Here is a 19,379-nt window from a genome sequence, read left to right on the forward strand (position 1 = left end):
AAATTTCAGACCGAGCGATGAACGCTCTGGCGGACACCATCCCCCCCAACCTTATCATGCAACGAAATCCGCGAGGTCTCCGGCAACGCCAACCCTCCGATCAACGCCACCAGCGCAATCACCACCAGGTAAAACGCCGGTGCCAGGCTGCTGCCGGTCTGCCCGATCAGCCAGGTCGCCACTAGCGGCGCGGTCCCACCAAACAGCGTATACGCCACGTTGTAGGCAATCGCCGAAGCGGTATAGCGGGTGCGGGTAGGGAAGCTCTCGGACAGCAACGCCGCCGTGACCACGCCACTGCACAATGCCCCCACCGCCAGCAAAATCACCCCCAGCAGCGCGCCCGACATCGAACCCGAGCTGGCCAGCCAGTACGCCGGGAACACGCACAGCATCACCCACAAGCAGGTGAAACCGATGGTCTTGCGCCGCCCGACGCGGTCCGAGAACGCCCCGGCCAGCGGGCAGCCAACGGCGGCGAACAGCAATGCCACGGTGGTTACCAGCAGCGACTGCGCACGGGTCAGGTTGCCGACCAGTTGCAGGTAGGTGGCGAAGTAGGTGGTGAACATGTAGAACGACAGCGCGGTCAGCGAAATGAACGCCCCCAGGTTACGAATCGCCCGGCCATGGTGGCGCAGGGTTTCCTTGAGTGGCGAGTGTTCGTGCTCCTTGCCTTGGGCCACGGCTTCACGGAACGCCGGGGTTTCCTCCATGCGCCAGCGCAAGTACAGGCCGACCAGCCCCAGCGGCGCGGCAATCAGGAACGGAATGCGCCAGCCCCAGGCATTCATTGCTTCGGTCGACAGGCTGGCCTCCAGGCCATAGGCGATGACTGCTGCACAGGCAAAGGCGGAAAAGGTCGAGACCGGTACGAAGCTGCCATAGAACGCCCGCTTGTCGTCAGGCGCGTGTTCCATCAGGTAGGCGCAGGCCCCGGCATACTCGCCGCCGGCAGAAAAGCCCTGCAGGCAGCGCGCCAAGGTCAACAGCGCCGGTGCGGCGAGGCCGATGCTGGCATAGGTCGGCAACAGGCCGATCAGGGTGGTGGAGCCGGCCATCAGCAGGATGGTCAGCGACAGGATGCGCTTGCGCCCCAGGCGGTCGCCCAGGGCGCCGAACACGATGCCGCCCAAGGGGCGCAAGGCGAAGGCCACGGCGAATACGGCAAAGGTCTTGAGCAAGGCCACGCTGGCGTCTTCGCTGGCAAAGAACTGGCTGGCGATCAGCGTGGCGAGAAAGCCGTAGACGGCGAAATCGAACCACTCGACGAAGTTGCCGATGGCCGAGGCGGCGATCACCCTGCGCAGGGTGGCGGGGGATACCTCATGAGGTGCTGACATGCGGGTGCTCTCCGGTTCCATTGGCAGGCATGATTGAAGTGGCGCGGTCGGGCCGCGCCATCATTGTTGTGCTTGCCAGTAGATAGCCGGGCGCTGCAAGGCGCTTTGTCGAGGGCGACCTCGGGATACCTGAATCAACCGCTGCAGCGGTTTACAGCCGGCCTACTTTCCAGGGGGCGTACTCGAGCTCGCTGTAACCCTTGGCTACACCATCGGTATCGGCTTTGAAACCCGGCAGGCTGAACAGGTCAAGCGCCATGCAGCGGCGGTTGAGTTCGGCCTGCAGTTGGCCATCGAGGCGAAAATCATCGGGTCGGTTCGGGTGGGGATAAATCTGCACCAGGCAACCTTGGACCTTGCCCTGAGCATTCGCCTCGTAGTACAGCGAGGCCCTGCCGATGCTGTTTACCGGCTGATCGCGGAAAAGCTGTTGCCAGAAGAACTCCCGCTGGGCATTGGCCTGGCGCCGTGCGGTGTCAGGCGCCTGGGCGGCACCGGGCAGCACGACGAACAGGGGGGCGCGTACTTGCGCCGTACCGTTCGCCTCGCGAAGCGCCTTGGGCACTACGGGATAGATGCTTTTCCAGCATTGCGCCTCGACCATGCCGGCCAGTGCCTTGAAGTCCGAGCGGACCAGCTCTGCAGGCAGCGCTATTTCGTATTTCTTTGGCGCTTTGCTGGCTTTGCAGCTGATGGGCGCGGAGTGCTGGTCGAGGGTGACGTCGAGCATGACCACGCCGATTTGCTTTCCGGTATCGGCCGTGACGATGCCCAGTTTCAAGACTTGTTGCATGTCGCTGACGAATGCCTGGCGCGCCAGCTGGTCTGGCTCGGAGGTAGACCGGCTTTGGCAGCCAGCCAAAGCGATTAGCGCAACAGCTGCGACTGTTGGAAAAAACCATCTGAACACAGAAACTTCCTTGCGGTGAGCGCCGGCTTCGTGCCGGGCGAAATGAGCGTGAATATTATCATTCAGCCTGTCCGGGGTTTTGTGTGGTTTGTGTGGAGAATTGTGCGGGCAACTGTCTTACAAATCTCTTTTGACCAGCACTGGCCCTTGTAGGAGCGGCCTTGTGTCGCGATAGGGCCGCAACCCGGCCCCGGCGATGTCAGCGTCAAAGCGAAAACCGAGGGGCTGCTTCGCAGCCCTTTCGCGACGCAAGGCCGCTCCTACAAGTATCAATGCTGGCAGGGATTCTTATGCAGGACCGTCAGAACCGCATGTCCAGCGCCAGCTCGAAGGTACGTGGCGGCCCCATGTAGTACTGGCTGTTGTAGGCCTGCTTGGCATACACCTCGTCGGTCAGGTTGCGCACCCGGCCGGTCAGTGTGGTGTGCGCATCCAGGCGGTAGCGGGCGAACGCGCCAAACAGGGTGTAGGCCGGGGCCTTGAGGCTGTTGGCGTTGTCGGCATACACCGAACCCACGTAGCGCCCGTCGGCACCCACCGTCCAGGCCGGCGACAGGCTGTAGGTCAGCCACAGGTTGGCGACATTGGCCGGCACGTTCACCGGGGCATTGCCCTTGCGCGAAACCGACACGCCGTTGACCGCTTCGTTGAACTCATCGTACTGCGCATCGACGTAGGCATAGTTGGCCTCGGCCAGCAGCTTCGGCGTTACCTGCAGGCGCCCGGACAACTCGACACCGCGTGAGGTCTGCTGCCCCGCCTGGACCGTGAGATTGGCGTCGTTGGAGTCGCGCACGGCAAAGTCCTTGCGCACGATCTGGTACAGCGCCAGCGTGGCCGCACCGCGCCCGTCGAGAAAATCGAACTTGCTGCCCACTTCCCACTGCTCGCCCTTGGACAGGTCGAACAGCCCGACGTTGGAGTAGGTCGCCGCTGCCAGCGAGCCGGCCGGCAAATCGGCGGAAGAGCTGTACTGTACGTAGACGCTGGCCGAAGGTGTCAGCGCATAAGTCAGGCCGATGCGACCGGACAGCGGTTCCCAGCGCCGTTCGAAATACGCCGGCGAGGTTGGCGTCACCGCGCCGTAGTTGGTCACCTGCATGTCCAGGTAGTCGTAGCGCAGGGCGGTCAGCAGGGCCAGGCGCTCGGTGAGTTGCAGGCGGTTTTCGGCAAACACCGCGCGGTTGGTTACCTCGTGGCGGCGCTGCTTGGTCAAGCCGGCATTTACCCCCGGGATGTCATCGAAACTGCCGGGGTCGAAGTGATCGGCATCGACAATATCGCTCCAGCTGCTGGAGGTGGGGTAGAGGGTCTGGCGCATGCGCGAATAATCCAGCCCCAACGACCACTGGCTGTCCAGGCCGAACAGCTGGTTGTCGTGACGCAGCTCGATGCGGTCGCCCAGCAGGTTCTGGTCGTGGCGCTGCAGGTAGGGGCTGCTGCGCTGTACCTGGCCATCGCTGCTATAGGCGTAGCGTTCAAGGTTGCGGTAATCGCGCTGGGCGTTGTAGTGGTACAGCGTGTTCTGCACGCTGGTGCTGTCGCTGAGCTGGTAATCGAGGATCGAGCGCAGCCAGCGCACCCGCTGCTCGTAGCGGCCGTCGCCGACGTTGTAGTTTTCGAAGCGGCGGCTGTTGTCGATTTTCATCGTGCTGCGCCCGGGCAGGATCGGCGAGCCCCAGTAAGGGCTGTCTTCGCGGTCCTCCTGGTACTCCAGCGCCAGGGTGTGGGTAAGGTTGGGCGCCAGGTCGCTGAGCAGCGAGAAGGCCAGGCTGTCGGTGTTGCGCTCGTTGCGGTCGACATAGCCGTTGCCGTGCCCGCGGCTGAAATCCAGGCGCATGAAGTGGCGGGCATCGGCGGGCTTGCTGGCCAGCGCCTGGTTGATGCCGAACGCCACCTCGCTGTCGTCGAAACTGCCATAGCGGATACGCCCGTCAATGATCTGCTGGTCGCGGCTGGCAAGCTTGGTGATGTAGTTGATCGAGCCACCCACTGCGCCTGCGCCATGCAGGAACGACGACGGCCCGCCGATTAGCTCGACGCGGTCGAGCACCCAGGCATCCACCGGACGGGTGGCGCTGCTGTAGCCCAGGTTGATGCCGTTGTACAACTGGGTGACCTGGTTCTGGGTGAAGCCGCGGTAGGAAACGAAGCCGCCAAAGCCGGGGTTGGCCGAGGCATTGACGCCGGTCATGGCGTTGATCACGTCCTGGCTGTCCTTGGCGCCCCGTTCTTCGATCAGGCGGCGGTCGGCGACGCTGACCGATGCGGGGGTTTCCCGCGCGGTGAGGCCCAGGCGTGAACCGGTGCGGATCGGCACGTCCAGTTGCACGCCGCTGGCGGCGTCGCGCTCACCGTCGATGGTGGTGGCGCTGAGTTCCACAGGGGCGCCGTCCGCCCAGGCATAGCTGCAGGTGCCCATGAGGAGCACCAGGGAGGTATTGCGAAGCATGTTGGTGTGTCTTCCACGCAAAGGTCATGGCTGACCGCGAGCGCGCAGCCAGGCGCGCCCGGTTGAGGTCAGGCGAAATGAGGTACGGCTGCGGGGATGACGGCGGGGGAGGCGCGGGGGTTGAGGGCAGGGCGTTGATAGCGCGGCGGCGGTTGCGCCCAGCTGCGCACGACGATGGGCGAGGTGGCCACGGCTTGCGCCGGGGTGAATGACCAGCCGCCGCTGCCAAGCGGCACGGCCAGGCCGAACGAGGAGCACACCGGGCAGTCGAGCTGGGCCATGTGCTGGTCGCCGCCGGCGCTATCGAGGTCGATGGCCACGCCGTGCTCGCTGTTGACCGAGCAAAAGCCACCTTCCAGGCCGGCCAGGCGCAGGCCGCCCATCTGGCCATGGTGCAGGCCACACAGCAACAGGCTGAACAGGACGCTGGCATAGAGCGTCCAGGCCGTCAGCGTGCGAGTGTGCCGGGTGGTTTTCATGGTGGCGAATCTACCATCACCGATGAACGGTCGGGTAGCGCTTTGGCTTCAGAATTTTGGGGCTGCTTTGCAGCCCATCGCGACGCAAGGCCGCTCCTACAGGAGATCACGGTTTCTTGTGGGAGCGGCTTTAGCCGCGAACACCGGCGCAGCCGGTGCCATGTACCGAGTTGGCTTCTTCGCGGGTGAACCCGCTCCCACAGGTACTCTGCAGCTCTCAGGCTGCCCGCTCTAGCACATCCAGCAAGTCGACAAACTCCATCGCCAGCTTGTGCCGCGGCGCCATGTGCACCAACGGCACCGAGGCCTGGTGCGATTCACGCATCTTGATCGAACTGCTCAGGTACACCGGCAGCACCGGCATGCCTTCGCTGCGCAACTGCTCGACCAGGGTCTGGTGCAACGCAGTGCGCCCGGCGAACTGGTTGACCACCACGCCTTCCACCTGCAACGCCGGGTTGTGGTCCTGACGCAGTTCTTCGACTTCGGCCATGACGCTGAGCAGGGCCTGGCGCGAGAAGCTGTCGCAGTCGAACGGGATCAGCAGGCGCTCGGCCGCCACCAGCGCGCTGAAAGTGTAGAAGTTGAGCGCGGGCGGGGTGTCGATGTAGATCCGCTCGTAGTCCTCGCCCAGCTCCACCAGCAGCTTGCGCAGCTTGTTGATCTTGAATTTGCTCTCCAGCTTGCTCTGCAGGTCGCTGAGGTCGGGGCTGGCGGTGACCAGGTGCAGGTTGCTGTAGCGGGTTTCGGTGATCGCCACGCGGTGCTTCTTGCCGGCAGCGGTGACCGGCGACAAGGTCTGGCGGAAGAAGTCGGCGATGCCGGCAGGATTAGCGTCATTGACCAGGCCGGTCAGGTAGTAGGTGGCATTGGCCTGCGGGTCGAGGTCGACCAGCAAGGTCCGGTAGTCCTCGGCGGCACTGGCAGCAGCGAGGTTGCAGGCGATGCTGGATTTGCCGACGCCACCTTTCTGATTGAAAACCACACGACGCATGAGACGCTCTTCCATGAAGTGAAAATGTCAGGTTGGGGTCAATCCTATGACTAGAACACGACAGTTTTATGACAAGGATTGTTACAACCAGTTAAGTTCATATTCTTCATGTGGCAATGAGTTTGCCTTGAGCTATGCGGTGTCTGTTCCGGCCTCTTCGCGGGTGAACCCGCTCCTACGGGGCAGCGCTGTCGATGTAGGAGCGGGTTTACCCGCGAATAGGCCGGCTCAGGCGAAACAAAGCGATCAGGCAACAGCTACCCGATTACGCCCCGCCTGCTTGGCCCGGTAAAGCGCCCGGTCAGCCTCACTCAATACCTCCCCAGGCTCGCTCCCAACCTCGCCATCCCAGCGCGCCACCCCCAGCGAAACCGTCACCGCCCCCACCGGCTCCACCGGCGTATCCTGCACCGTCACCCGCAGCCGCTCGGCCACCGCCGCCGCCACCTCCAGGCTGGCCCCCGGCAGCAGCATCAGGAACTCTTCACCCCCAGTACGGCACAGCAGGTCACCCTCGCGGCAACAGCGGCGCATCAGGTCTGCCAGCCGGCGCAGGACTTGGTCGCCCACCTCGTGCCCATAGCTGTCATTGACCCGTTTGAAATGGTCGATATCCAGTACGATGGCCGAAAATGCCCGCCCTTCGGCTTCCAGCAACGACAGGCTGAAATCCAGGCTGCGGCGGTTGCCGAGGCCGGTCAACGGGTCGGTCTGGGCATCACGGTTGAGCCGGCCAATGCGCTCCTGCAGCAAATTCAGACCAAACAACAAAGCGCGCTTGAGTTCTGCCGCCTCGAAGTACCAGGCCCGCACCCGACGCAGGCGCTCGGCGGTGCCGACCCGGTCCATCGAGCGGGCGCCGGCGGCCAGTTGCCAGAGTGGCCGGGCGATGGTCATCGCCAGCCACCAGAGCAGCAGGCAGCCTACCAGTGCCAAGGGGGCGGAAGTGCCCACCACGTTCAGGATCAGCGGGCTCAGTGGCATGATCGTCTGCGCCAACGGCTGCTGTGCCACGATGCCCCAGCCGGCACTGGGGACGGTGGCGTAACCTGCAAGCACTTCCACGCCCTGGCTGTTGGTCAGTTGTCGGGTGCCGCTGGTCAGTGTCGCCAACTGGTCAATCAGCGCGTTGCCCTCAACAACCGTTCCCACCCGCTGGCTGTTGGGGTGGTACAGCAAACGGCGGTTGCGATCGACCACATACAGGTACGAGCCGTCCTGGTGGAAATGCTCGCCCAGCAGGCTGTTGAGGATGTTGCGTTCACGCAGGTAGAGGCTGCCGCCGACATACCCCAGGTAGCGGCCGTTGCTGTCGAAAATGGGTTGTGACAGTGCCACCACCAGGTTGTTGGCTGCCGACAAGAAGGGTGTGGAAACCAACGGGCGCCGCTCGTGCAGTGCCTGCTGAGCGCCGGGCGATTGCATGTGGGTGCCGACCAGGTGGCGTAGCGGGGTGGGGGATATCGCCAGCAGCGTGCCGTTGGCATCGACTACGAATGTGGAATTGAAGGCCATGCTCTGGCCCAGCACGCGGTCGGTCTCCTCCTGCAGTGCAGCGGCGTCGCTCAGCTGTCGGCCCTGGACCCTGGCGCTGAAGGCCAGTTGCTGCAAGGCACTGGCGATGAAGGACTCGGTGATGCTGGCCAGCTTGGTCGCATACACCCGGTTGGTTTCCAGGGCGTTGTCTATCAGCAATTGGCGCTGTACCCGGTAGCTGGCGAAATAGCTGGCGCACAGCATGACCACGGCGGTAAGGGCGCACAGCACCAGAATGAGTGTACGTAGATCCAGGCGCAATCCGTGCTTGGCGTGTGGCAATCCTGACCTCGGGTGATCGAAAGAGGGCTACGAAATGGGAGTGACCTTGCTGGCCACGTTCAAGAGCCTGCCTTATCCAGCGCGTCAAGCTCGTCTTCCACCTGCTGCATGCGCTGCTCGACCAGGGCCTGCACCTTCACGTCGCGGGCAGTCTCGCGCATCAGGGCAGTGAGCTTTTCGCTCAGGCGCTTGCCGTCCTCCGTGTCTTCCAGGGCGCGGGCCTTGGCCGGGTCCTGGGTGGCGGCGACGATGGTGGCGAACTCGGCGTCGCTGAAGTTCTTTTCGCTGTACAGGCGGAACAGGTCCTGGCGCTGGTCCTCGACCGTCAGGTGCTTGCGCAGCACATTCTGGATGGTGGCTTGCGACAGCTGCGGGTGCGTGCGGCCGAGCAGCTCGGCCATGCGTTCGATGTTGTGCGTGTAGGCATCCTGCAGCGGCAGCTGGGCGAGGATCTGTTCTTCACGGGAGGGTTTCTGGTCGCAGGCGGTGAGGGCGGCAATCAGCAACAGCGGTAACAGCAACTTCTGGAAGCGAGGCATGGCGTGGCCTGGTCGGGCAGTGACGACTGCCGATTATACCGATGTACGCCAGGCCACGACGAGCCCCGTGATTTGCCTTGAGCGGCCCGCTGCGGTAGAACCTTGGCCTCCCAACCATTGCCAACTGCCTGATGCCGAACTGGACTCTGCAACCTGTGACACGCGATGCCACTGCCGAAGTGCTGGCGTTTGTCGACAGCGCCCGTCGCCAGCTGTTCCCGATGCTCGCCAACGCGCCGTTGCCGCGTGACCTGGCACAATTCGCCGAAACCTACCTGGAGGGTGAGGGCTGCTTCCTGGAGGCCCGCGATGGCGGGCGACTGGTCGCGGTGATCGGTTACCTGCCCTATGACCACCGTTTTTCCCAACTTGATTATCACGCTGAGCAGGTGGTCGAAGTGGTGCGCCTGTTCGTGCTGCCGGCCTACCGCAGGCATGGCCTGGCAGCGGCGTTGTTCAGTGCATTGCGCGAGCGCGCGGTGCAGGCGGGCATCGGCTGCCTGTACCTGCATACGCATCCGTTTCTGCCGGGTGCGATTGCGTTCTGGGAACGGCAAGGGTTTGCGGTGGTGGATGTGGAACCGGACCCGCTCTGGCAGACCACGCACATGCAGTTACGATTGCGCTGACCTGTAGGAAAGCGCCTACAACGATAGTTCTGGCGTGATCGACGTGTTCATTTAAAACCCCGGCCAGCTTGCATACCTTTGACCGTGCACGGATTTTCAATGCACCCAAGGGAGGCTCACGATGCCATACATGGCCCTGTACAAACTCAAACTGCTGGATGAATTCGAAGACCGCACTGACCTGTGGACCTTTGCTGATTTTGAAAAAAGGTTGATAGAACTGTGGCGTGGGGCGACCTACCATGACGCCAAAGGCATCATCAATGCGGCGCACAAGGAACGCCGTTGGCCGAGGGCGGTGAAGCGCTATTTGCTGACCAATTACAGGGTATTTGGCAATGTCAGCTCAGAGCTGGATCGCACGTTTGCCCAGGTGGTGGCGGCGATGAGTGCGCAGGAGCGGATCGAGTGGGGGTTGCTGCCTGCTGGCAGCTCGGTTGCCTGACAGACCATGGGGCCGCTATGCGGCCCATTCGCGACGCAAGGCCGCTCCCACAGGGTCAGTGTAAGCGGGTCTCTTGTGGGAGCGGCCTTGTGCCGCGAATGGGCTGCAAAGCAGCCCCAACCCCGGCAACGCGGTCTATCAGAACCCACCCGATAACGGCCAATCCACCGCCAACCGAATCTGGTCCCCATCCAGCTCCGCCTGCGCTGTGTTGCCGCGATGCACGTTATGCCTCAGCGAGAACGTGGTGCCCCTGGCCTTGCCACTCTGCACCACATAGCGTGCCTCCAGGTCGCGTTCCCAGTGCTTGCCCCCCTTGCCATAGCCCAGATACGCATACCCGCCATCAGGGTCGACATGCGTGCCATCGATATCGAACCCGCGCACATACAACGCCGTCAGGTTCAACCCCGGTACCCCGTAGGCGCCCATGTTCAGGTCATAACGTGCCTGCCACGACTTTTCGTTCGGTGCGTTGAAGTCCGACATCTGCACCGCGTTGGCAATGTAAATCGCCCCCCGCGTCACGTAGTCGAATGGCGTGTTGCCGTGCACTTGCTGCCAGCCCAGGCTGAAGCCGTGTGGCCCCTGGTTGTAGCGCGAGACCAGGCTCCAGGTGGTGTTATCGATACGCCCGGACAGCGCCTTGCCGGTGTCGCTGGTGCGGTACAGGTTGAGGTCCAGGCTTACGCTGCGCTGGTCATCCAGCGCATGGCTGAGGGTGCTGCCCAGGTAGTGCTGGTTCCAGCTGTCCTCGTAGCGTGAGGTATACAGGCTGCCGCTGAAGGCGGCGCTTGGGTTCCACACTGCACCGGCCAGGTCGAAGCTGTTGCCCTGGCGGCCGTTGGAGTAGTTCACCACAAAGCCCTGGTCATGGCTGGAGGCGTTGCGGTCGGTGCTTTCGTTGAAGTGCCCGGCCACCAGCTTGAGCGTGTCGAATTCGTTGCTGGTGAGGAAAAAGCCGGTGGCGGTCTCGGGCAGCAGGCGGCTGTCGGAGGAGCTGAACACCGGGGTCTTGACCCGTTGTTCACCGTAGGACAGCACGGTATTGGACATGCGCAGTTTCAGCGCCGCGCCGGCGCGGCTGTATTCGTTTTTCGGGTGCCCGTCATTATCGACCCCGAGCAGGCGCGCTTTGCCTGCGCGCCCACCGCCACTGTCGAGTTGCACGCCCTGATAGGCGTGGGCATCAACCCCGACACCGATCAGCCCTTGGGTGAAACCGGACTGGAAGGTGCCCATCAAGCCATAAGCCCATTCTTCGGCCATGCCATTACGCTCGCTGCGCGGCTTGTAGGCATTGCGCGCAGCGCTGTTGCGCCCGCCGTGCTTGTAGTCGCGCTGGTCGAACACGCTGCGATTGAGGATGCTCCAGCTGCCATCTTCGATAAAACCGTTGCTGTGCGACTGGGCAGCGTCGGCCAGCGCAGCCGGGGCATGCAGGGCGCTGGCAAGCAGCAGGGCGGCAGGGCGCAACAGCATGGGCAGAACTTCCTGGTTCAGGGGGCGCGGAAACGCAGGATGCGCGCGCCGTCGAATGGGTCGGTGAGATAGCGGGCGTGGACGCCGAAGGTGCTCAGCAGGCGCTCGGGGGTAAGCACCTCGCACGGTTTGCCGAGGGCGACCAGGCGGCCTTTGTCGAGCACCGCGACGCGGTCGCAGGTCAGCGCCTGGTTGAGGTCGTGCAGGGCCACCAGGGTGGTCACCGGCAAGGCCTGCACTTGTTGCAACAGGCTCAGCTGGTGCTGGATGTCCAGGTGGTTGGTCGGCTCGTCCAGCAGCAGCACCTGCGGCCGCTGCGCCAGGGCGCGGGCGATGTGCACGCGCTGGCGCTCGCCACCGGACAGCGAGCCCCACAGGCGCGTGCGCAGGTGCAAGGCATCGAGGTCGGCCAGGGCTTGCTCGACGATTTCGCGGTCTTCCTTGGCGAACGGTGCCAGCGCCGAGAGCCACGGCGTGCGGCCCAAGGCAACGGCGTCGAACACGCTGATCGCATCGAGGGTGTCGGCCTGCTGCTCCACCAGCGCCAAGGCCTGGGCAACACGGCGGCGGGGCATTTGTGCCAGTGGTTCGCCCAGCAGCTGCACGCTACCGCAGGCTGGCTTGCGTAGGCCCGCCAGCAACTTCAGCAGTGAGGATTTGCCAGAACCGTTGGGGCCGACGATGCCGAGGGTTTCACCGGCAACAACGCTGAGGTCGATATCGCTGAGCACGCTATTGCCGGCCAGTTGCAGGCTCAGGCCCTGGCAGCTCAATGGCGGAATCTGTACTGCGGTCATGACCGTCATGGGCGCCCCCGACGGCTGACCAGAATCAGCGCGAAGACCGGTGCGCCGATCAGCGCGGTAACCACCCCTACCGGGATCACCTGGCCGGTGATCAGCGTGCGCGAAAGGATGTCAGCGGCAATCAGGAACAGCGCCCCACCCAGCGCGCTGGCGGGTAGCAGGCGGCTGTGCCCGGAGCCGAGTAGCAGGCGCAGGGCATGCGGGATCACCAGCCCGACAAAACCGATGGCGCCGACGATGGACACCATCACTGCCGTCACCAGCGCCGCGCAACTGATCAGCAGTAACTGGGTGCGCCGCACCGGGATGCCCAGCGAGGCCGCCGAATCGGTGCCGAAGGTGAACGCATCCAGCGCGCGGCGATACCACAGGCACACCAGCAAGCCGAACAGCACCACCGGCACGGCCAGCCACACCGAAGGCCAGCGCACGCCGCTAAGGTTGCCCAGCAGCCAGAACAGGATACCGCGCGCCTGCTCGGCGGTGGCCGACTTGGTGATCAGGAACGCGGTCAAGGCGTTGAACAATTGCGAGCCAGCGATACCGGCGAGGATCACCTGGGCGTTGTTGCTGCTGGGCCCAGCCGCGCGGGCCAGCACCAGCACCAGAGCGAATGCGGCCACGGCGCCGATGAAGGCCCCGGCGGACATGCTCAAGGCCAGGCTGCCCACGCCCAGCAGGCCAACCAGTACCGCGCCGGTCGAGGCGCCGGCAGACAAGCCCAGCAGGTAAGGCTCGGCCAAGGGGTTGCGCAACAGCGCCTGAAGGATCACGCCGCAGGTGGCCAGGCCAGCACCGCAGGCCGCTGCGACCAGGGTGCGGGTCAGGCGGTAGTTCCAGACGATGCCGGCGTCGATCGGGTCGACCGGGTAGCCGGCCTGCCACAGGTGGTTGGCCAGCACCTGGCCGACCACGCTGGGCGACAGGTTGGTTTCGCCGATGGCGGTACCGGCCAGCAGGGCGGCCAACAGGGCTGCCAGGGCAAGCGCAATGCAGGGTAACAGGCGAATCATCACTGGGCTGCTTTACCACTGGCGAAGGCGGCTGACAGTGTCTGCACGCCGCGGAACAGGCGGATGCCGGCCTGCATGGCGTCGGCGTCGAGGATGATGATACGGTCGTGCTTCACCGCGTCCATGTTGCGCGTGACCGGGTCGCTGCGCAGAAATTCCAGCTTCTTCTGGTAGTCGTCGGCGGGGAAGCGGCGGCGGTCCATGCGGGCGATGATCAGCCAGGTCGGGTTGGCCTTGGCCAGAGTTTCCCAGCCTACGGTTGGCCACTCTTCGCTGGACTCGACCACATTGCGCACGCCGAGGGTGCGCAGCATGAAATCGGCGACACCCTGGCGGCCCGCCACATACGGGTCGATGTCGAGGTCGGCGCTGGAGAACCAGAACAGTGCCGAAGTGGCCGACAGGTCCTTGCCGGCCAGTTGCGCCTTGGCGCTGTCCAGGCGGCCTTTGAGCTCGGCGTTCAGCGCCGTGCCGCGCGCCTGCACGTCGAAGATTTCGGCCAGCTGGCTGACGCTTTTGTAGATGCTGCCTACCTGGAACGCCTGCAGCCGGGTGCCGTCGGCACCGACCAGGTTGTCCTTGCCTTCGCAGTCCGAGGGCAGCAGGTAGGTGGGGATCTTCAGCTCATCGAACTGCTCGCGGGTGCCGACCACGCCTTGGGCGCCGACCATCCATTCGAACTGTACGGTCACCAGTTGCGGACGCTTGCCCACTACAGCCTCAAAGCTTGGGTCATTGTCGGCCAGGCGCGGTACCTTGGCGTTTACTGCCCGGTACTCGGGCAACACGTTGTTGAACCACAGCGAGGTGCCCGACAGCTTGTCGCCCAGGCCCAGTGCATAGAGCATCTCGGTACCGGCCTGGCCGATGGTGACGGCGCGCTGCGGCGCCTGGGCGAAGGTCTGCGGTTTGCCGCAGTTGTCGACCGTGAGCGGGTATTGGGTAGCGGCGGCCTGGGCCAGGCCGGTGAGGCCGAGGCCGGCGAGCAGGGTGGCGAAGCGGGGTAGCATGCGGGGCGATCTCCTATCGGACAGTTCTGGTGAGGAACGCACGGACAGGCATCGCCGAGCCCCCGCTGGCTGCAGGGGCAACACTGATGGCCAATCCCGGACACCCCGCCGGTTGGTGAATGTAGGCCGGCAGGTCTCCTGACTGGTGCGTCACGGCCCGGCTCCGGCCTTCCCGGGCAGTTACACCCAGTGGCATTGATGGAGCAGGCTCGGCACCTACAGTTGCGGGGGCAGTTCCGATTGGCCCGAAAGGACGGGCCCGGGATTCCCTATTAATTCCGTGGTGGAAACCGGCGGCCCGCATGGTAGACCATCGCGCCGCCGGGTGAAAACGCTTTTCAGAAGTACTTCAGCCAGCCGATGTCGCGGCGGCGCTGCTTCAGTTGGGCGAACCAGCGCACTGGCAGGTACAGCGACACCGCCAGCAGCACGGCGCCCAGCCACACTGCAGCAATGCCATCGAAGCCGAAGTAGTCGCCATGGTTGCGGCCGAACAGCGCCACGCAGGCCAGGTACAGCAGCTTCAGTACATACAGGTGCAGCAGGTAGAAGAACATCGGTGCCGCACCGAATACTGCCAGGGCGCTGATCCAGCGCGCCTGGCCGGCACGCTCGAAGGCGCGCAGTAACAGCAGGCCACAGCCCAGGGTCAGCGCCAGGAACAGCAGCGAAGGTGGGTATTTGGTGATGTTGAAGAAACTCATCAGGGTTTGCGTGAAGGTTGGGTAACCGCTCCACGGCGCTTCACCGTAGCCGTTGAGCATGCGCAGTACGACAAAGCCCAACAGCGCGAGCAGCCCCGCCAGTAGCAGGCGGTGCTGGCGTTGGTCGGCCTCGCTGCCACGGGTGAACCAGGGGCCCAGGCCGTAACCCAGGGCGATGACACCGATCCACGGCAGCACCGGGTAGGACGTGCGCAGCCGCAGGTTTTCGGAGAACGCCAGCCAGCCTCGGTCATGCAGGATCGCCCACGGTACGTGCAGCGCCGATTCCACACCAAAGTGCAGGCCATCGAGCAGGTTGTGACCAGCGATGATGACCGCCCCCAGGGCCAGGAGCGCGGCGCGTGGCAGCCATACCAGCAGCGACAGGGCGATCATGCTGACGCCGATGGCCCAGATCACTTGCAGGTAGATCACGCTGGGCGGCAACTGGAAGGTCCAGGCGAAGTTGACCAGGGTGAACTCCAGCACCACCAGGAACAGCCCGCGCTTGAACAGGAACGCCGAAACATCGCCACGGCCTTGGTGTTTCTCGCCGTAAAGCCAGGCCGACAGGCCGGTCAGCAGGACGAACACCGGCGCACACAGGTGGGCCAGGGTGCGGCTGACGAATAGCGCCGGCTCGGTGGTGTCGATGGCCATCGGGTCGCTGACCTGGCGGTGCAGGAAGAAGGTCTCGCGGACGTGGTCCAGGAGCATGAACAGGATTACCAGGCCGCGCAGGGCATCGATGCTCTGCAGGCGCTGGGTAAGCAGGGTAGGGGTGGCGCTGGCGCTTGTCATGGAGGGTCGCTGATGGGAATTGATGTCAAGTGAAACGTTATCTTATAACTAAATGGTGAGGGGTTGGTAGCGGTTTTTGTGTTTGCCTGTGCCGGCCCTTTCGCGGGTAAACCCGCTCCTACACAGGTACAGCACAGGCATTGAGATAGACGCTGTCCTTTGTAGGAGCGGGTTTACCCGCGAAGAGGCCGGCACAGGCCGGCTCAGGTCAGAAGCTGTAATCCACCGTCGCAAAGTACGACCGTGGCATCCCCATCAGCCACTGCTGCCCGCTGAACGCCGACTGCACATACTCACGGTCGAACAGGTTGTTCAATTGCAACCCCAGCCGCACATCCGGTAACACCTGCCAGCCGATGTTGGCATCTACCACGGTGTATCCGGGGGCGCTCTGGGTATTGGCGGTATCGGCATAGCGCTCATCCACATAGCGCGCGCCAATGCCGGCCTCTACTTGCTGCCCGAAGCCTTTGCTCAGCCACAGGTTGGCGGTACGCCGCGGCACGTTGACCGGCCGGTTGCCCGCGCGGTCCTGCGCAACACCGCCGACCATTTCGGCGAAGTCGTCATACCTGGCGCGCACCAGCGATGCGTTGGCCGACACCTGCCACTGGTGAGCCAGCGCCAGCTCCAGGGTTGCCTCCAGGCCGTCGGAGGTCTGCTGGCCGGCCTGTTGCGGCTCGTGGGTGATCGGGTCGGCCACCAGCAGCTTCTTCTTGACGATGTGGTAGGCCGCCAAGGTCCATTCGCCACGGCCCTCCCAGAAGCGCTGCTTGAGTCCGACCTCGGTCTGCTTCGCTTCTGTCAGGTCATAGTGCATCTGGCTCGGGCTGAGGCTGATCAGATTGTCGACCCCGTCCTCGCTGGTGGAGTACTGGCCATACAGCGACAGGTCGTCGGTAACCGCAAACACCAGCCCGACGCGCCAGTTGCCACCTTGCAGGCTGCGGTCGCTGCGGCTGTCGTCGGTCAGGTTGTCGCGGTCGATGTGGTGCTGGTCGCGGCGCACGCCGGTTACCAGTGACAGCCGCTCGCTCAACTGCAGACGGTTTTCGGCGAACAGGGCAAAGCTGTGGGTGGTGGACAGGGTTTGCGGGCGCAACGGCGAGGCACTGTGGAACCCGCCCGGCTGTGGTTGCCACGGGTCGATGTAGTCGCCGCCGACATCATCGTAGGGGGCGTTGCTGTCGACGTTGAAACGCACCTTGTTGTACTCCGTGCCGAGCACGGTCTTGCTGGCCAGGCCGAACAGCGTGTGGTCGAAAGTGAACGTCTGGCGGTCGCCGAACTGCTCCTGGTTGTGCTTGATTTCCAGGTAGCTGCCGCGCTGTAGCTGCTGGTGTTCGGCATCCCAGTCGTAGTTCTCGGCATTGCGCCAGTGGCGGCGGCTCTTGATGTAGTACAGCTGGTTGCTGGCGCTGACGTGGTCGTTCAGCGCCCAGTCGGTGGTCAGCCTGGTCCACTCGTCGTCGTAACGCTGTACGTCGTTCTGCACGTTATAGTTTTTCTTGTGCAGGCTGCTGCGGTAGTGGCCGTCGATCAGCGGGGTGCCGTAGTAGTTGGCAGGCTGTGCCTCACCGCGGTCATGGGCCAGGGTGAAACTGAGGTCGTCACTGGCATCGAAGCGCAGCGCGGCACTCAGGGCCAGGCTACGCGAGGTGGTGCGGTCTACCCAGCCGTTGCCGGCCTGCTGGTTCAGTGTCAGGCGGTAGCTGAGGCGTTCACTGAGGCTGCCGCCGCTGTCCAGCCCCAGCTGCTGGCGGTCCCACGAGCCGTAGCCCAGGCGCAGGTGGTTGCGCACCTCGCCGGCAAACGGCTTTTTCGGGATCACATTGATTACCGCGCCGGTGGCACCTTCACCGTACAGCACCGAGGCCGGGCCGCGAATCACGTCGATGCGCTCGACCATCCACGGGTCGACCGGGAACGTCTGGGTGCCGGCACCGGTGAACAGGCGGGCGCCGTCGAACAGTGTCATCACCGAGCTGTGGCCGGCAAAGCCGCGAGCGGACAAGCCTGTACCGCCATCGCCCGGGGAGCCGACAAAGGTGATGCCCGGCGAACGGGTCACCGCGTCCTGCACGGTGAGGTTGTTGCGCTGCTGGATCTGCTCGGCGCTGATGCTGCTGGTGCTGGCCGGTGTTTCCAAGGCACTGAGGCCAAGGCGCGAGCCGGCCTGGGTCGGCGTGGCCAGATTGATGTCGCGGCTGTCGAAGGTATCGGTGATGGCCGTGGAAGGCAGGGCCAGGGGCTGTGGATCACGGTCATCGGCCAAGGCCGGCAGGGCGACGGCCAGGCAGGCCGCCAGGGGGTGAAGCTTGAACATACGGGACATGTCGTTCCACTGCTGCAGGAATGATTGGATCCCGGTGGAAAACACGCAAAGGAGGCGTTCCGTACAGGCAGGCGCGCGCACGGATACCGGCCTGCGCCCGCCCACCGCGGGTTGCCAAGTGACGCTTCAGGCCGGTCTCCGGGCTTGCGAGGGGCATGAAACCTTCACCTTCCCATGCGTGTGCACAGTGGTATCTCGAAGGGCTCGCTCGCTTACCGTTGCGGGGGCAGCGCCGGACTTGTCGTGGGTAACACGACGCACCGGCTTCCCGTTTCACCCTGCGCGCGGCGGCGCAGGACACCTGAAACTGGCGCGCATCTGACCATTGAAATGCGGGTGGGTCAAATTTGCAGGGGTGATGGGGGAGTAGTAGGCAGGCCTGGCCACTTCGCGGGCTCGCCCGCTCCCACAGGAATATCAAAGGCCTCTGGGTGTAGGAGCGGGTTTACCCGCGAATAGGCCGGGCCTGCCTCAGAAAATCAGCGCCCGCGCCGCCGCGAAACCCGCGCCTCGATGTTCTTGCGCCCAATCAGCAGCGGCGGCTTCTCCACCACCGGCTCATCCGCCAGCCACTTGTACATCACCAGGCAGTCCACCAGCCCCAGGCGGGCATGGCGATAGGCCTTGGGCAAGCGGCCGACGGTTTCGAAGCCCAGCTTGTGCCACAGCGCCACTGCCACTTCATTGCTGGCTACCACCGAATTGAACTGCAGGGCCAGAAAGCCCTCCTGGCGTGCCAGCTTCTGCGAATGCTCGCACATCAAGCGCGCCACGCCCCGGCCACGCGCCTGTTCGCAGACCATGTAGCCGCAATTACCCACGTGCGCGCCCGGCCCGGCGGCATTGGCCTTGAGGTAATACGAACCCAGCAGCTCGCCATCCTCTTCTGCCAGCAGCGTGTGCAATGGCAGCTCCAGCCACAGCTGGCGGGCCTGTTCAAAGCTCAGGGCCGGGTCGAAAGCGTAGGTTTCACGGGCCTGGACAACGGCCTGGAAGGTAGGCCAGAAGCGTTCGAAGTCTTCGGGCGTCATGGGGCGAATGTGGATCATGCGGGTTCCTGCGCGTGCTAAGCCGCCCAGTCTGGGTGGCGCGGCGCCGTCGCGCAAGGGCGGCGACGCCGTTTGTGCTCAGCCGTTGGCCTTGCCTACTGCATCCATGGCCCGCGCCGAGTAGACCAGCGCGGCACCGGCGTTCATCGCCACGGCCACGCCGAGGGCCTCGGCAATTTCCTCGCGGCTGGCGCCATGCTTGACCGCCTGCTGCGAATGCACGGCAATGCAGCCGTCGCAGCGGGTGGTCACGGCCACGGCCAGGGAGATCAGCTCGCGGGTCTTGGCGTCCAGGTGGTTGGTCTTGGCCCCGGCACCGCTGGCGGTCATGTAGCCGGCCACGGTGTCGGGTGACAGTTGCTTGAGATCGCCGATGCCGGCCATCAACTGCTTACGGTAGGCGTCCCAGTCCATCATGCTCATCGTCTTCACCTTGGGGTGGTTGCGAGTGGAGCTTTCAGGCTAGTCGAAGAGTGGCAGGTGTGAGGCTTGTACTTTGGTGGGTGTGCACAGGGTACTGCGTGAACTCGAAGCCAGCGCAGTACCTGTGGGAGCGGGTTTACCCGCGAA

The 19,379-nt window shown here is 64.2% G+C and carries 17 protein-coding genes and 2 riboswitches; of the genes, 2 read left to right on the forward strand and 15 right to left on the reverse strand.

Annotated features, from left to right (window positions below; all coding sequences use genetic code 11):
* Positions 1-5: 5 nt before the first annotated feature.
* From ACIP1G_RS20685 to ACIP1G_RS20715, 7 genes are all read right to left on the reverse strand, one after another.
* Positions 6-1,343, reverse strand: coding sequence for an MFS transporter (locus ACIP1G_RS20685; RefSeq protein WP_400740342.1), 1,338 nt, complete (start codon positions 1,341-1,343; stop codon positions 6-8).
* A 151-nt stretch (positions 1,344-1,494) separates the two neighbouring features.
* On the reverse strand, positions 1,495-2,136 hold the full coding sequence (locus ACIP1G_RS20690; protein ID WP_400740344.1) for a hypothetical protein: 642 nt from the start codon (positions 2,134-2,136) through the stop codon (positions 1,495-1,497).
* A gap of 418 nt (positions 2,137-2,554) precedes the next feature.
* Positions 2,555-4,705: a TonB-dependent receptor gene (locus ACIP1G_RS20695; protein WP_400740346.1), complete on the reverse strand. Its 2,151-nt coding sequence runs from the start codon at positions 4,703-4,705 to the stop codon at positions 2,555-2,557.
* Between the two features lie 68 nt (positions 4,706-4,773).
* A complete protein-coding gene (locus ACIP1G_RS20700; protein ID WP_400740348.1) occupies positions 4,774-5,184 on the reverse strand; it encodes a DUF2946 family protein in 411 nt (136 codons plus the stop codon).
* A gap of 217 nt (positions 5,185-5,401) precedes the next feature.
* A complete protein-coding gene (locus ACIP1G_RS20705; protein ID WP_400740350.1) occupies positions 5,402-6,178 on the reverse strand; it encodes a ParA family protein in 777 nt (258 codons plus the stop codon).
* Between the two features lie 246 nt (positions 6,179-6,424).
* Positions 6,425-7,996, reverse strand: coding sequence for a diguanylate cyclase (locus ACIP1G_RS20710; protein WP_400740352.1), 1,572 nt, complete (start codon positions 7,994-7,996; stop codon positions 6,425-6,427).
* 59 nt (positions 7,997-8,055) lie between these two features.
* Positions 8,056-8,535, reverse strand: a complete 480-nt coding sequence (locus tag ACIP1G_RS20715; RefSeq protein WP_400740354.1) for a hypothetical protein — start codon at positions 8,533-8,535, stop codon at positions 8,056-8,058.
* Positions 8,536-8,666: 131 nt separating this feature from the next.
* Between ACIP1G_RS20715 and ACIP1G_RS20720 the strand changes: the two genes are divergently transcribed.
* Entirely contained in the window at positions 8,667-9,164 is a 498-nt protein-coding gene (locus ACIP1G_RS20720; protein WP_400740356.1) for a GNAT family N-acetyltransferase, read from the forward strand.
* Between the two features lie 121 nt (positions 9,165-9,285).
* Positions 9,286-9,609 carry a hypothetical protein gene (locus ACIP1G_RS20725; protein ID WP_400740358.1) on the forward strand — a complete coding sequence of 108 codons (324 nt, stop codon included), beginning with the start codon at positions 9,286-9,288 and terminating at the stop codon, positions 9,607-9,609.
* Positions 9,610-9,747: 138 nt separating this feature from the next.
* On the opposite strand, the gene ACIP1G_RS20730 is transcribed toward ACIP1G_RS20725, so the two are convergent.
* From ACIP1G_RS20730 to ACIP1G_RS20765, 8 genes are all read right to left on the reverse strand, one after another.
* Positions 9,748-11,091 carry an OprD family porin gene (locus tag ACIP1G_RS20730; RefSeq protein WP_400740359.1) on the reverse strand — a complete coding sequence of 448 codons (1,344 nt, stop codon included), beginning with the start codon at positions 11,089-11,091 and terminating at the stop codon, positions 9,748-9,750.
* A 17-nt stretch (positions 11,092-11,108) separates the two neighbouring features.
* On the reverse strand, positions 11,109-11,897 hold the full coding sequence (locus ACIP1G_RS20735) for an ABC transporter ATP-binding protein (RefSeq protein ID WP_400740361.1): 789 nt from the start codon (positions 11,895-11,897) through the stop codon (positions 11,109-11,111).
* Positions 11,894-12,910: a FecCD family ABC transporter permease gene (locus tag ACIP1G_RS20740; RefSeq protein ID WP_400740363.1), complete on the reverse strand. Its 1,017-nt coding sequence runs from the start codon at positions 12,908-12,910 to the stop codon at positions 11,894-11,896. Before ACIP1G_RS20740 ends, ACIP1G_RS20735 begins: the two co-directional genes overlap by 4 nt.
* Positions 12,910-13,920 (reverse strand): ABC transporter substrate-binding protein, encoded by a 1,011-nt coding sequence (locus ACIP1G_RS20745; protein WP_400740365.1) that lies wholly within the window; start codon positions 13,918-13,920, stop codon positions 12,910-12,912. The genes ACIP1G_RS20740 and ACIP1G_RS20745 overlap by 1 nt, the downstream gene beginning before the upstream one ends.
* Before the next feature lie 110 nt (positions 13,921-14,030).
* Positions 14,031-14,230, reverse strand: a riboswitch (cobalamin riboswitch).
* 28 nt (positions 14,231-14,258) lie between these two features.
* Positions 14,259-15,425 (reverse strand): DUF1624 domain-containing protein, encoded by a 1,167-nt coding sequence (locus ACIP1G_RS20750; protein ID WP_400740367.1) that lies wholly within the window; start codon positions 15,423-15,425, stop codon positions 14,259-14,261.
* 208 nt (positions 15,426-15,633) lie between these two features.
* Complete coding sequence (locus ACIP1G_RS20755) at positions 15,634-17,760, reverse strand: TonB-dependent receptor (protein WP_400740368.1); 2,127 nt, start codon at positions 17,758-17,760, stop codon at positions 15,634-15,636.
* Between the two features lie 111 nt (positions 17,761-17,871).
* Positions 17,872-18,080: riboswitch (cobalamin riboswitch) on the reverse strand.
* Between the two features lie 159 nt (positions 18,081-18,239).
* Positions 18,240-18,809: a GNAT family N-acetyltransferase gene (locus tag ACIP1G_RS20760; protein ID WP_400740370.1), complete on the reverse strand. Its 570-nt coding sequence runs from the start codon at positions 18,807-18,809 to the stop codon at positions 18,240-18,242.
* A 78-nt stretch (positions 18,810-18,887) separates the two neighbouring features.
* Positions 18,888-19,232 carry a carboxymuconolactone decarboxylase family protein gene (locus tag ACIP1G_RS20765; RefSeq protein ID WP_013973174.1) on the reverse strand — a complete coding sequence of 115 codons (345 nt, stop codon included), beginning with the start codon at positions 19,230-19,232 and terminating at the stop codon, positions 18,888-18,890.
* Positions 19,233-19,379 lie beyond the last annotated feature (147 nt).

This window comes from Pseudomonas sp. NPDC089392 (assembly GCF_044749595.1).
GTDB lineage: Bacteria > Pseudomonadota > Gammaproteobacteria > Pseudomonadales > Pseudomonadaceae > Aquipseudomonas.